Here is a 12,444-nt window from a genome sequence, read left to right as displayed (position 1 = left end):
TGAGGCGCGCGGCGAGGGCGGCCCCGGCGGATCCGCCGCCCACGATGACGTAGTCGAACTCGGAGACGGGGTTCTCTGACGGGAGGTCCTGTGCGGGCATGTCTGCTGCTTCCTGTCGATGGAGGGAGTCGGAGGAGGAGGGGGACCGCCTCGACGCGATGCGCGGCGGGGTGGTCCGGGAGTGCGCGGGGTCAGCCCTTGCGGGGGAACCAGCCAGTGACGGCTGGTTCGGTGTTCTCGTAGATGTGCTTGGCCTCGGTGTACTCCTCGAGCCCGGTCGGACCCAGCTCGCGGCCGACGCCCGACATCTTGAACCCGCCCCACTCCGCCTGCGGGAGGTAGGGGTGGTAGTCGTTGATCCAGATGGTGCCGTGGCGCAGCCGCCGCGAGACCCGGTTCGCGACCCCGGAGTTGGAGGTCCACACCGCGCCGGCCAGGCCGTACTCGGTGTCGTTGGCGATCGCGATCGCCTCCTCCTCGGTGGAGAAGGTCTCCACGGTGATCACGGGGCCGAAGCCCTCCTCGACCACTGCGGGGTTGTCGGAGGTGCACTGGTCCAGGATGGTCGGGGCGTAGAAGAAGCCCTGCTCGTGCTCGGGGCCGCCCCAGTGCCCGCCGGTGCGCAGGCGGGCTCCGGCCTCGATCCCACGCTTGACGTAGTCGGTGACCTTGTCGCGATGCTCCTTCGAGACCAGCGGGCCGGTCTCCGCGGCCTCGTCCAGCGGGCCGCCCATGACGATGCCCTCGGCGCGCTCGACGAGATCGTCGACGAACTTCTCGGCGAGGGTGTCCTGCAGGATCAGGCGAGTACCGGCCGAGCACAGCAGACCGGAGTCCATGAAGGCGGCGTTGAGCGCGTTGTCCAGCGCCGCCTCGTAGTCGGCGTCGGCGAACACCACGTTGGGGTTCTTCCCGCCCAGCTCGAGGGCGACCTTCTTGATGCCGTGCGCGGCGGAGGCGGCGATCTTCCGCCCGGTGACCAGGCCACCGGTGAAGGAGACCAGGTCGATCTCCGGGTGGGAGGACAGCGGTGCGCCGACCACGCCGCCGTCACCCAGCACGAGGTTCGCGACCCCGGCGGGCAGGCCGAGCTTGTCCAGCACGTCCACGATCAGGATGGTGGTGTGGGGGGTGAGCTCGGCAGGCTTGATGATGAAGGAGTTGCCGGAGGCGAGGGCGGGGGCGATCTTCCACGAGGCCTGCAGCAGTGGGAAGTTCCAGGGCGTGATCATGCCGCATACCCCGATCGGCTCGTGGACCACGCGAGAGATCACGCTGGCGTCCCCGGCATCGATCAGGCGGCCCGGGTTCTGGCCCGCGATCTTGCCGAAGTAGCGGAAGCAGGCGGTGATGTCGTCCATGTCGCCCTCGGCCTCGACCAGGCGCTTGCCGGTGTCGAAGGCCTCGGCGCGAGCGAACTCGTCCTTGCGCTCCTGGAGGGCATCGGCAACCTGCAGCAGGAAGTCGCCGCGCTCGGTGGCAGGCTTGTCCGCCCACACGCGGGATTCGAAGGCCCGACGGGCTGCGAGGATCGCGCGGTCGACGTCCTCGGCGGTGGCCTCGGAGACGACGCCGACCTCGGTCTGATCGGCGGGGCAGATGACGGTGCGGGTCGCCCCGGAGGACGAGGGGACCCACTGCCCGTCGATGAACAGGGTGGCAGAGGCGTCAGTCATTGTTCTCCTTCTTCCCGATCTCGTCGGAGACGACGGCGGGGTCGATGGCGTGATTGTCGATCTGGTCGGTATCGGCCCAGGTGTCCGGTGCGGTGACGGGGATCGTGCCCGTGGCCGTGCCGATCTCCGTGCTCATGGTCAGGTACATGATGTGTGCATCGTAGGAGTCCAGGACGTCGGCGATGACCTGGTCCTTGGAGTACCCCATGATGTCGCGGCCGCGGGAGCCGAGGGAGGAGAAGATCTCGACCCGGTAGTAGGTCTCGCGCACGGCGGCGAGGTTTGCCGCGAAGCTGGGCGTCGAGTACGCGACCGGGTAGGTCTGGTACTTGAAGTCCTCAGCCTCGGGGAAGGAGACGACGAGGTCCACGAAGGGGAGCCCGCTGTCCGGGTGCGTACCGCGGTGGCAGGCGAGGTTCGCGCCGAGCTTCTTCAGCTCTGCCGCGACCTCCTCGACCGCAGGGGTGGCCACGGTGTCGATGAAGCTCCTCGCCTGCTCGGCGTTGGCGTAGCTCATGCGGTGCTGGAGCCGCTTGCGCCAGGAGCCGCGCTCGGCACCGTCTGCCTCGCGGACCCGGCTGGTCAGCAGGGCCGGCAGGGCGGCCTGGCGGGATTCGAGGTTCATGTGCTCGGTGCGCAGCACCTTCCAGAGGCTGAACACCACCAGATAGACGAGGACCGACAGCGGCAGCCCGACGATCACGGTCGCGGCCTGCAGCGTGTAGACCCCGTCGATGAACAGCATCACCAGCGTCAGGGCACCGGTGATCACGGCCCACACGATGCGCAGCCACGGCGGGCCGTCGGAGTCGGTGGTGGTGGGCTTGGAGGTCATGTTCGCCATCACCAGCGATCCGGAGTCCGCGGAGGTGACGTAGAAGAACAGTCCGGTGATCAGCGCGAGCGAGACGGTGAAGATCGCACCGGGATACTGCTCGAGCAGGTTGAAGAATCCGGATTCGGGCTGGTTGACGGCGAGATCCAGGAACTCCGCGTCCCCGAAGAAGCTCATCGCCGCGTTGCCGAAGATCGAGACCCACAGCAGGATGAAGGCGAAGGGGATCAGCAGCACGCCGACGACGAACTGGCGCAGGGTGCGGCCCCGGGAGATGCGCGCCAGGAACAGGCTCACGAAAGGCGCCCAGGCGATCCACCAGGCCCAGAAGAACAGCGTCCAGTCGGCCATCCACTGATCGGCGGGATAGTCCGCCGCGCCCTCGTTGTAGGCGAAGGTGTTCATCATCATCGAGGGGAAGCGCGAGAAGAAGTCGCCGATGTTCTGGACCAGGGCGTTGAGCAGCTGATGGGTGTTCCCGGAGACCAGCACCCACACCATGAGGACGAGTGCGAGGGCGACGTTGAGCTCGGAGAGCCGGCGGATGCCCTTGTCCACGCCGGAGACCGTGGAGAGAACGGTGATGAACACGGCCAGCGCCATCAGGGCGATCTGCACTGCGAGGGAGTTGGGGATGCCGAACAGCGTCGAGAGCCCGAAGTTCAGGAAGACGACGCCGATGCCGAGAGACACCGAGATGCCGAAGATGGTGCCGATGGTCGCGCCGATCTCAGCGACATGACCCACGGCGCCGTGGATCCGCTTGCCGAAGATCGGTGCGAGCGCGGAGCGGATCGAGAGCGGCAGGTGATAGCGATAGGCGAAGAGGCCGAAGGCCATGCCCATCAGGGCGTACATCGCCCAGCCAGGGATTCCGTAATGGAAGATCGTCCAGAGCGGGGCCATGCGGGCCGCTTCTTCAGACCCGGCCGCGACATCCGGCGGAGTCAGGAAGTTCGTGGCGGGCCCGGAGATTCCGAAGAACATCAGATCCACGCCGATGCCGGCGGCGAACAGCATCGCCGCCCAGGTGAACAGGTTGTACTTGGGCAGCGAATGGTCCGGGCCCATCTTCGTCCCGCCGACCTTGGAGAACGCGACGATCAGCACGAACACCACCACGATCGTGGCGGTCAGGACGTAGTACCAGCCGAAGTGCGTCGCCACCCAGCTCATCGAGCCGAAGATGACCGTCTCCGCCGTGCCCGGCCAGATCGCGGCGAACAGCACGAAGGCGACGATGATCACGGCGGTGCCGATGAACACCGGCCAGTTCACGGGAGAGCTGGAGCGGGGGGGCGCCGCACTGACGGTCGAAGCACGCCACCTGCCATCACCGCCGGGGTCCCTCCCGGTGCTGGAGGAGTCTGCAGGATGAGGAGACGGGGTGGCCTCAGCCATCACGGTCCTTTCGATCGACGTACGAGCGGTGCAGACCTGCTCTCACGGGCGAACGGGCCCAGCGGTGGGAAGGGTGCCTGCGACCGAGAGTGCGTTTGCTGGTCACAGGCCTTTCGACCCTAGGAGCCTTTAGGATGCGAGACCAATGCGGCGCAGGGTAAGTGACCAAGCAGTCACCGAGGGGATCCGGGAGGGACGAGATCGTCGTGTCCCGCGAGGGTGCGTTCAGTGTGACGTGCGCCGCACCGGGTGTCCAGGTGGGGGACGCGGAGGAGGGTGCCGATGTGCAGGGAGGTCACCCGGCTGCACGTCGGCCCCCAGGTGGGCGAGGGCCCGGTGAGTTCATGGAGATCGTCGGCGTTGACCTGCAGGCCCAGCGAGCCGTCCGGCAGCAGGGTGGTCCCCTCGTAGGTGCCGATGTCGTTGAGGATCAGGTCCGGGTAGCTCTCTCCCCAGGTCCAGATCGCGAAGTTGCTCTCGCCGTCATGGGAGAGGGGGACCGGGATGAGGCCGTCGGCGACCTCGTCGACGATCACGATCGCATCGCCGGCAGCCTCGAACGGCGCCTCGCCGTCCCAGCGGGGTGCCTCGCTGACGTGGACAAGGTGCGATCGTCGATCAAGCGGCTGCTGCGCAAGTACAAGTATCCGCCGGACCAGCGGCTTCGGGCGATCGTGAGCGTCATGCCTCAGATGGAGGCGCTCGTGGACGAAATTCGCTCTCATCAAGCGTCAAGCCCTGCTCGACCACCGTCCGAAGGCTGCCGAACCCACGAGATGGGCTTCCGAATCGTCCCACTGTCCGGAACACCTCTATGGTGAGAGGTCTGCGGGGGTGCGACCCTACGGGCGCAACCCGGGTCGTCGTGCTGCTTCGCGGCTGACGGCAAGGGCGGCGGTCTGCACCGCTGGACCGATCCGACGGACGTCGAGGTCGGACTCCCACCCAGCGGCTGAGATGGCGGCAACCGGTTCGCCGGCCGCTCCTCGCACGCATGCCGCGGCGCACGCGATTCCCGGCCCGCTCTCCTCTCGCTCGTAGGAGATGCCGCTTGCCCGGATGCGCCCCAGCTCGCGTTGCAGGCGCCCGGTCTCGGTGATCGTCTTCGGTCCGACTCTCCGGAGGCCGGCGGCGATCAGGTCGTCGACGATGAGCGGGTCGGAGTACGCGAGCAGCGCCTTGCCGACACCGGTGGCGTGTGCCGGCATCCGGCCCCCGACGCGACTCGGCAGGCGGGGAGTGCCGCGCGCCGGCAAGATCTCGATATAGACGACCTCGCCACGCTCGAGGACTGCCAGGTGCACCGTCAGGTTCACGGCGTTCCTGAGGTCCGACATGTAGGCGAGTGCCAGTTTGCGCAGGTCGCGGGGGCGGGTCGCGGCCTCACCCAGCTCGAACACCTTCAGGCCGAGGCGCACGCCGGTCCCGCTGCGTTCGAGGAACTGGTTCTCGACGAGCTCCTGGACGATCCGCGAGGTCGTCGACTTCGCCAGCCCTGTGCGTCGCCCGATCTCGGAGACACCCAGGACAGGTTCATGGGGTGTGAAAACGCTGAGCACCGCTGTCACCCGGCCCACCATCGATGCCGATGGCTCTGCCAGATTGTTCCGCTCAGTGGATCGCATACTTGGAGTATGCCGGTGGGTGCGCGCAGTATTCAACCAACCCCACAGAACGCGGGACCTGAACCGGACGACGATGGAGTCGAGATGGATGAAATGCAGTACGCGGCGCTCGGCGATGCGCTTCTCGACGCTGCAGAGCACCGTGCCCCGATCGCCCCGCTGACGACGGCGCACCCCCGGATGACGGTCGAGGATGCCTACCACGTGCAGCTCCACCAGGCCGCAGCCTGGAAGAGGGCAGGGCGAAAGGTCGTCGGCTTCAAGGTCGGGCTCACGAGCAAGGCGATGCAGCGCGCCCTCGGCGTCGATTCCCCGGACTTCGGGCACCTCTACGACGACATGGTGCTCGACCCGGCCCAGCCGATCGACACCACCAGGTTCGTCGCGCCGCGGGTCGAGCCCGAGATCTCCTTCGTGCTGAAGGAGGAGCTGAGCGGTCCCGGCCTCACGGCCGTGGATGCGATCCGTGCCATCGACTACGCCATCGCCTCCCTCGAGATCATCGACTCGCGCATCGCCGACTGGAAGATCGGCCTCGCCGACACTATCGCCGACAACGCATCGTCCGGGGCACTGCTGCTCGGCACCCGTCCTGTGACACTCGAGCAGTTCGACCTCGGGCTGCTCGGGTGCAACCTGACCAAGAACGGCGAGCTCGCCTCGACGGGCGCCGGTGCGGCCGTCCTAGGCCATCCGCTCAACGGAGTGCTCTGGCTCGCGAACACACTCGGCACCCTCGGCAAAACGCTGCCGGCCGGTTCGCTCGTGATGGCGGGCGCACTCTCCGCCGCTGTTCCCGTCGCACCCGGAGACAGCATCTCAGCGCGTTTCGCCCGACTGGGCTCGGTGCACGCACGCTTCTCTCGCACCACCGACAAGGAGAACTCATGACCCCCTCCGCCGCGATCGTCGGCTCAGGCAACATCGGCACCGACCTGCTCATGAAGCTCATGCGCAGCGACTCCATCGAGGTGCACTCCTTCGTGGGGATCGACGCCGCTTCGCCCGGTCTGTCCCGGGCTGATGCCCTCGGAGTACGCACCAGCGCGGGAGGCGTCGACTGGCTTCTGGCTCAATCCGACAAGCCGGACTTCGTGTTCGAAGCGACCAGCGCCAAGGCGCATCAGGCCAATGCGCCGCGCTATGCAGCGGCCGGCATCGCCGCGATCGACCTGACGCCCGCCGCGGTCGGCCCGTTCGTCTGCCCGGCCGTCAACCTGCACGAGCACTCCTCGGCCCCTAACCTCAACATGATCACCTGCGGTGGTCAGGCCACCGTCCCGATCGTGCAAGCGGTGTCGAGCGTGACCCGTGTGCCGTACGCGGAGATCATCGCCTCGATCTCCTCGCGTTCCGCAGGGCCCGGCACCCGCGCGAACATCGATGAATTCACCGAGACCACGTCACGTGCGCTCGAGACAGTCGGCGGCGCCGAGCGAGGAAAGGCAATCATCATCCTCAATCCCGTGAAGCCGGACATGATGATGCGGGACACGGTCTTCTGCTCGCTCGAGCCGGGGGCCGACCAGGAGGCGATCGCCGCCGCAATCCATCGCCGAGTCGCCGAGGTGCAGCAGTACGTGCCGGGCTACCGGATGCGGAGTGAACCGCAGTTCGACGAACCGAACGAACTCTGGGGCGGAATGGGCCGCGTCGCTGTCTTCCTCGAGGTCACCGGCAATGGCGACTATCTGCCGCCCTGGGCGGGGAATCTCGACATCATGACCGCCGCTGCAGTGCGCGTCGGTGAACTGCTCGCGACGTCTAGGAAGGCACTGGCATGAACGACCAGATCAAGGATCTCGTGCGCATCACGGACACCACGCTTCGCGACGGTTCCCACGCAGTGCGACACCAGTTCACCGAACAGCAGGTGCGTGATGTCGCGGGTGCCCTCGATAAGGCGGGTGTCGAGGTCATCGAAGTCACTCATGGCGATGGCCTCAATGGCTCCTCCTTCAACTACGGCTTCAGCAAGGTGCGCGATATCGATCTCGTCGCCGCCGCAGTCGACGAGGTCGATCGTGCACGCATCGCGGTGCTGATGCTCCCGGGCCTCGGCACCGTTGCAGACCTCCGCGAGGCACGGAGCGCCGGTGCCGACGTCGCTCGAGTGGCGACGCACTGCATAGAAGCGGACGTGTCCATACAGCACTTCCAGGCCGCTCGTGATCTCGGCATGGAGACGGTGGGGTTCCTGATGCTCGCTCATCGGGCCGACCCCGACGATCTCGCCGCGCAAGCGCGAATCATGGCCGACGCCGGATGCCAGTGCGTCTACGTCGTCGACTCCGCCGGCGCTTTGATGCCGCACTCGGCTGCCGCCCGGGTCTCGGCACTCGTGCAGGAGCTGGGCGCGGATGCACAGGTCGGCTTCCACGGCCACCAGAACCTTTCGCTCGGCATCGCGAATTCGATCGCCGCCTACGAAGCCGGCGCCCGCCAGATCGACGGCACCCTCTGCGCACTCGGCGCCGGTGCAGGGAATTCACCGAGCGAGATTCTGACCACCGTGTTCGGCGCCCTCGGAATCCCGACAGGGATCAACGAGGAGCGGATGCTGGCGGCTGCCGAGGAGGTTCTCAAGCCGATCATCACCCGGATGCCTGTTGCCGACCGCGCCTCGATCGTCCAAGGACGCTACGGGGTGTACAACTCCTTCCTCCTGCATGCCGAACGTGCAGCTGAGCGCTACGACGTACCCGCCTACCAGATCCTCAGGAGAGTGGGCGAGGCCGGTTACGTCGGAGGACAGGAAGACATGATCATCGACGTCGCGATCGAACTGGCAGGTGCCCGATGAACACTCCCACCGACTCCACCGTCATCGATGCTGTTGTGACCGAACTGCTCGCTCGGGAGAACGAGCGTCGTGATGGCGGCAAGTTGACCGACCAGTACCCTGAGCTCGATATTCCCACGGCCTACGAAGCCCAGCGGGAGCTGATCGCACGCAAGGTCTCCGCGGGCGAGCGGGTGGTCGGTGTGAAGCTGGGCCTGACCTCACGCGCCAAGCAGCAGAGGATGGGGATCACCTCGCCTCTGACCGCAGTGATCACCGATGCCATGCTCGTCGAGGTCGGCGTACCGCTGGTGACCGGTGAGCTCATCCACCCCCGGGTCGAACCCGAGATCGTCTTCGTCATGGGCGAGCGGCTCGCCGGGCCAGGGGTCACCGCCGCCGGCGCCATGGCCGCCGTGCGCAGTGTGCATGCCGGTCTCGAGGTCATCGACAGCCGTTACACCGACTTCAAGTTCGCTCTGCCGGACGTCGTCGCCGACAACGCGTCGAGCTCACGCTTCGTCGTCAGCTCGATGGGAGTAGACCCGACTGGTCTGGACCTCGCACTCGAAGCCGCGGTCCTCAGCGTCGACGGCGACGTCGTGGACACCGCCACCGGGGCAGCGGTGCAGGGGCACCCCGCCGAGGCCCTGGCCCTCGCGGCGAATGCTCTCGCTGAGCGCGGCGAAGCGATCGAGGCGGGAATGGTCGTCCTCACCGGAGGCCTCACCGACGCTGTGTTCGTCAACCCGGGCGGAGACGTCCAGGTCGAGTTCACGACGCTCGGGTCCGTCACGTTGCCGATCGCGCCGGTCGAGGAGCCCCGATGACCGCCATCGCGGACTCACCACCAAGCCTTCGAGCACCCCAGCTGGGAAAGTCCGGCACTCGGATACTGCGAGGCGTGATCGGCGCGGTGGCACTGCTCGTCATCATGGAAGCGGTCTCCTTGCTGGGCATCGTCCCGGAGAGTCTGCTGCCCTCGGCGTCGCAGGTGATCGCCGCCACCGCATCACTGCTCGTGGATCCGGTGTTCCTCAGCGATGTGGGCGCCACGATCTGGGCATGGGCAGCCGGCTTGAGCATTGCGGCGGCGGTCGGGATCGGCCTCGGCCTCGTCCTCGGGTCCTTCCACATCGCCAACGAAGCAGCTTCTGCCGCCATCGAGTTTCTGCGGCCGGTGCCGTCGGTCGCCCTGATCCCCCTCGCGATCCTGGTTCTCGGACAGGGTGCCGAGATGAAGATCGCCCTCACCGTCTATGCGGCGCTCTGGCCGATCCTCTTCAACACGATCTACGGCGTCCGTGACGTCGACCCGATCGCCAAGGAGACCGCACGAACGTTCCGTCTGAGCCAATTGGGGATCCTCACCCGCGTCAGCCTGCCGTCGGCAGCGCCTTTCGCCGCCACCGGAATCCGCATCTCGGCCTCCATCGCTCTGATCGTCACGATCAGTGCTGAGCTCCTCGCCGGTTCGGCGCAGGGGATCGGTGCCTACATCCTGCGCACCAGCTCGGGCGGTGGTGACACCGCACTCGTGTTCGGCGGCACCGTCATCGCGGGCCTGCTGGGCGTACTGGTCAACATGCTGCTGGTCGGCGCGGAACGACTTGTCTTCCGTTGGAAGACGGACGGAGTCCCCTTATGACCGATGCAGTTCGCATTCGACCCACGATCACTTCGAGGACCATGCCGACCAAGCGCCCGATCGTCGCCCGTCCAGGTTTCCGGATGGCGTCTCGCTGGATCGTTCTCATCGCCCTGCTGCTCCTCTGGCAGGTGGCGACGATGCTCGCGGCGTCTCCGTTCTTCCCTCAACCCCTTCTCATCTTCGAGCGGGCCGCGGCCCTGTGGTTCCCGAACGAGACCGGACTGCTCAACGAGAACGTCCGCGCTGACGTCATCCCCAGCATCGGCCGCATGCTGAGCGGCTATGCCATCTCGGTGGTCGCCGGAGTCATCCTCGGCGTCTCCATTGGTCTGAGCCGGCGGCTCGCGGACTACATCGATCCGATCGTGCAGTTCATGCGCGCCGTACCGCCCCCGGCACTCATCCCGGTGTTCCTCGTGCTGTTCGGCACCGGAGATTCGATGCGGATCCTGCTGATCACCTTCGGGACCGCATGGCCGATCCTTCTGAACACGATCGAGGGAGTCCGTGGGATCGATCGCCTCAAATACGACACGGCCACCGTCTTCCGTATCGGTGTCACCGATCGGCTCGCACGCATCGTTCTTCCAGGTGCTGCGCCGAAGATCCTGGCCGGCGTGCGCACGAGCCTCGCGATCGCTCTGATCCTGATGGTGATCAGCGAGATGGTCGCCTCGTCCAACGGAATCGGCTTCTCTATCGTGCAGGCGCAACGAGGATTCGGCTACCTCGATATGTGGGCAGGAATCGTTCTTCTCGGAATCATCGGATACCTCTTCAACCTTGTACTCACTCTCATCGAACGTCGCATTCTGCACTGGCAACGTGTCGGCGGCCGTGAGACGGCGTGAAACAGAAAGGGACCAGAACATGACTATGCTCACTGTGGAGCAGCTCGCTCATACGTATGGAACCGGACCGAAGGCGGTGACGGCGCTCAAGGACATCACCTTCAGCGTCAATCCCGGGGAGCTGGTCTCGATCGTCGGTCCGTCCGGGTGCGGCAAGACCACCCTGCTGCGGGCGATGGCGGGCCTGATGGAGCCCACGGGCGGCACCGTCGCACTCGAAGGAGATCGGATCACCGAGGCTCCGGAGGGCTTGGCGATGGTGTTCCAGGACTATCGCGGTTCGCTGTTCCCATGGCTGACCGTCGAGAAGAACGTGCGCTTCCCCCTCAAGGGTCACGGCCTGCCGAAGGACGAGATCGATTCGCGAGTCGCCGATTCACTGGTTGCCGTGGGGCTGAAGGGCTTCGAGGAGAGCTTCCCATCGCAGCTCTCCGGTGGCATGCAGCAGCGTGTCGCGATCGCTCGAGCTCTCGCGTACCGCCCGAAGATCCTGCTGATGGATGAGCCCTTCGCCTCCGTCGATGCCCAGACCCGTGAAGAGCTCGAGGACCTGGTGCTCGTCGTCAAGCAGCGATTCGACATGACCATCCTGTTCGTCACCCATGACATCGATGAGAGCGTGTATCTCGCGGATCGGGTGGTCGTCCTCTCCAAGCGGCCAACCTTCGTCCAGACGGTTCTCGAGGTCCACCTGCCGGCCGAGCGGGACCAGATCACGACCAAGGAAGATCCTGAGTTCATACGACTTCGCGGCGAGGCTGCCCGGCTCATCCGGTCCGCTCCGAGCGGTTCGGACGCCGCGATCACCGATCGTCACGCTGCATGAAGCTTGGCATCGCGGGTCGCGTCGCCCTCCTCACCGGGGCAGCCGGTGGAATCGGTGAGGCGACACTTCTCCAGTTCCGAGAGGAGGGAGCTCTCGTGGTCGCGGTGGAGAGATCGGCCGAGAAATGCGCGCGCCTGCGAGCGTTCGATGACGACGGAATCGCCGTTCTCCAACGGGACGTCACCGATCCGGAGGCTGCTGATTCGGCTGTGGCCCTCGCCGTCGACGCGTTCGGAGCGCTCGACATCCTCATCAACAATGCGGGAGCCGCACCTGTACGAGAAGGTTTCCTCGAGACCGACATGGACGACTGGCGCGCAACGCTCGATCTGAACCTGCTCGCTCCAGCGAGCTTCTGCAAGGCTGCGCTCCCCGCTCTGCAGTCCTCCGGAGGGGTCATCGTCAACGTCGCATCGACCTCGGGCCGTCACCCGGAGCCGATGCTCGTCGACTACGCCGCCTCCAAGGCGGCACTCCTCTCACTCACCGGAGCACTCGCCACGGAGTTCGGTCCTCTTGGCGTCCGAGTTCTGGCGGTGGCGCCCGGACCGACCCGGACACCGATGTGGGACGCCGAAGGTGGGTTCATCGACGGCATCTCCGAACGGTACGGCCGAGAACGGGAGGACGCCGTTCTCCACCACATCCGTGATGTCCGTGGAATCGCGCTAGGGCGGCCCGGAACCGCTGAAGAGGTGGCGCGCACGATCGTCTTCGCCGCCTCGGAGGCGTCGTCCCATACCTCTGGCACCACGATCGCCGTCCACGGTGCGATGACAACGCATCTCATGTGACCC

12 protein-coding genes are annotated in these 12,444 nt (G+C 66.3%); 9 read left to right on the top strand and 3 right to left on the bottom strand.

All coding sequences use genetic code 11. The features are described from left to right. Nucleotides 1–191 precede the first annotated feature (191 nt). Together ACT3T9_RS14890 and betT are read right to left on the bottom strand one after the other, a co-directional pair. Nucleotides 192–1,676, bottom strand: a complete 1,485-nt coding sequence (locus tag ACT3T9_RS14890; RefSeq protein ID WP_444606912.1) for an aldehyde dehydrogenase family protein — start codon at nucleotides 1,674–1,676, stop codon at nucleotides 192–194. Beyond that, on the bottom strand, nucleotides 1,669–3,912 hold the full coding sequence (betT, locus tag ACT3T9_RS14885) for a choline BCCT transporter BetT (protein WP_444606911.1): 2,244 nt from the start codon (nucleotides 3,910–3,912) through the stop codon (nucleotides 1,669–1,671). The genes ACT3T9_RS14890 and betT overlap by 8 nt, the downstream gene beginning before the upstream one ends. A gap of 344 nt (nucleotides 3,913–4,256) precedes the next feature. Here betT and ACT3T9_RS14880 point away from each other — a divergent pair, with 344 nt between their 5' ends. Next, nucleotides 4,257–4,733, top strand: a complete 477-nt coding sequence (locus ACT3T9_RS14880; RefSeq protein WP_444606910.1) for a type I restriction enzyme endonuclease domain-containing protein — start codon at nucleotides 4,257–4,259, stop codon at nucleotides 4,731–4,733. A 21-nt stretch (nucleotides 4,734–4,754) separates the two neighbouring features. Here the strand turns inward: ACT3T9_RS14880 and ACT3T9_RS14875 are convergent, their stop codons facing one another. After that, nucleotides 4,755–5,537 (bottom strand): IclR family transcriptional regulator, encoded by a 783-nt coding sequence (locus ACT3T9_RS14875; protein ID WP_444606909.1) that lies wholly within the window; start codon nucleotides 5,535–5,537, stop codon nucleotides 4,755–4,757. An 84-nt stretch (nucleotides 5,538–5,621) separates the two neighbouring features. Here ACT3T9_RS14875 and ACT3T9_RS14870 point away from each other — a divergent pair, with 84 nt between their 5' ends. The 8 genes from ACT3T9_RS14870 to ACT3T9_RS14835 all read left to right on the top strand — a co-directional run bounded on the left by ACT3T9_RS14870 (nucleotide 5,622) and on the right by ACT3T9_RS14835 (nucleotide 12,441). Further along, nucleotides 5,622–6,428, top strand: a complete 807-nt coding sequence (locus ACT3T9_RS14870; RefSeq protein ID WP_444606908.1) for a 2-keto-4-pentenoate hydratase — start codon at nucleotides 5,622–5,624, stop codon at nucleotides 6,426–6,428. After that, entirely contained in the window at nucleotides 6,425–7,321 is an 897-nt protein-coding gene (locus ACT3T9_RS14865) for an acetaldehyde dehydrogenase (acetylating) (protein WP_444606907.1), read from the top strand. The genes ACT3T9_RS14870 and ACT3T9_RS14865 overlap by 4 nt, the downstream gene beginning before the upstream one ends. Next, entirely contained in the window at nucleotides 7,318–8,340 is a 1,023-nt protein-coding gene (gene dmpG / locus ACT3T9_RS14860) for a 4-hydroxy-2-oxovalerate aldolase (protein WP_444606906.1), read from the top strand. The genes ACT3T9_RS14865 and dmpG overlap by 4 nt, the downstream gene beginning before the upstream one ends. Next, nucleotides 8,337–9,149: a 2-keto-4-pentenoate hydratase gene (locus tag ACT3T9_RS14855; RefSeq protein WP_444606905.1), complete on the top strand. Its 813-nt coding sequence runs from the start codon at nucleotides 8,337–8,339 to the stop codon at nucleotides 9,147–9,149. The genes dmpG and ACT3T9_RS14855 overlap by 4 nt, the downstream gene beginning before the upstream one ends. Continuing rightward, nucleotides 9,146–9,967, top strand: coding sequence for an ABC transporter permease (locus ACT3T9_RS14850; protein WP_444606904.1), 822 nt, complete (start codon nucleotides 9,146–9,148; stop codon nucleotides 9,965–9,967). Before ACT3T9_RS14855 ends, ACT3T9_RS14850 begins: the two co-directional genes overlap by 4 nt. Nucleotides 9,968–10,107: 140 nt before the next feature. Next, a complete protein-coding gene (locus ACT3T9_RS14845; RefSeq protein WP_444606915.1) occupies nucleotides 10,108–10,821 on the top strand; it encodes an ABC transporter permease in 714 nt (237 codons plus the stop codon). Nucleotides 10,822–10,840: 19 nt separating this feature from the next. Continuing rightward, on the top strand, nucleotides 10,841–11,647 hold the full coding sequence (locus tag ACT3T9_RS14840; protein WP_444606903.1) for an ABC transporter ATP-binding protein: 807 nt from the start codon (nucleotides 10,841–10,843) through the stop codon (nucleotides 11,645–11,647). After that, nucleotides 11,644–12,441: an SDR family NAD(P)-dependent oxidoreductase gene (locus ACT3T9_RS14835; protein ID WP_444606902.1), complete on the top strand. Its 798-nt coding sequence runs from the start codon at nucleotides 11,644–11,646 to the stop codon at nucleotides 12,439–12,441. The genes ACT3T9_RS14840 and ACT3T9_RS14835 overlap by 4 nt, the downstream gene beginning before the upstream one ends. Nucleotides 12,442–12,444 lie beyond the last annotated feature (3 nt).

The sequence above is a fragment of the Brachybacterium sp. AOP29-B2-41 genome (genome assembly GCF_052378395.1).
GTDB lineage: Bacteria > Actinomycetota > Actinomycetes > Actinomycetales > Dermabacteraceae > Brachybacterium.
This window is presented reverse-complemented; position numbering and strand designations above follow the sequence as displayed.

Bases quoted from the DNA above. Each gene is read 5' to 3' on its own strand.
- ACT3T9_RS14845 (WP_444606915.1), top strand. From the start codon at position 10,108: ATGCTCGCGGCGTCTCCGTTCTTCCCTCAACCCCTTCTCATCTTCGAG.
- ACT3T9_RS14865 (WP_444606907.1), top strand. From the start codon at position 6,425: ATGACCCCCTCCGCCGCGATCGTCGGCTCAGGCAACATCGGCACCGAC.
- betT (WP_444606911.1), bottom strand. From the start codon at position 3,912: ATGGCTGAGGCCACCCCGTCTCCTCATCCTGCAGACTCCTCCAGCACC.
- ACT3T9_RS14855 (WP_444606905.1), top strand. From the start codon at position 8,337: ATGAACACTCCCACCGACTCCACCGTCATCGATGCTGTTGTGACCGAA.
- dmpG (WP_444606906.1), top strand. From the start codon at position 7,318: ATGAACGACCAGATCAAGGATCTCGTGCGCATCACGGACACCACGCTT.
- ACT3T9_RS14835 (WP_444606902.1), top strand. From the start codon at position 11,644: ATGAAGCTTGGCATCGCGGGTCGCGTCGCCCTCCTCACCGGGGCAGCC.
- ACT3T9_RS14840 (WP_444606903.1), top strand. From the start codon at position 10,841: ATGACTATGCTCACTGTGGAGCAGCTCGCTCATACGTATGGAACCGGA.
- ACT3T9_RS14870 (WP_444606908.1), top strand. From the start codon at position 5,622: ATGGATGAAATGCAGTACGCGGCGCTCGGCGATGCGCTTCTCGACGCT.
- ACT3T9_RS14850 (WP_444606904.1), top strand. From the start codon at position 9,146: ATGACCGCCATCGCGGACTCACCACCAAGCCTTCGAGCACCCCAGCTG.
- ACT3T9_RS14890 (WP_444606912.1), bottom strand. From the start codon at position 1,676: ATGACTGACGCCTCTGCCACCCTGTTCATCGACGGGCAGTGGGTCCCC.
- ACT3T9_RS14880 (WP_444606910.1), top strand. From the start codon at position 4,257: ATGGAGATCGTCGGCGTTGACCTGCAGGCCCAGCGAGCCGTCCGGCAG.
- ACT3T9_RS14875 (WP_444606909.1), bottom strand. From the start codon at position 5,537: ATGCGATCCACTGAGCGGAACAATCTGGCAGAGCCATCGGCATCGATG.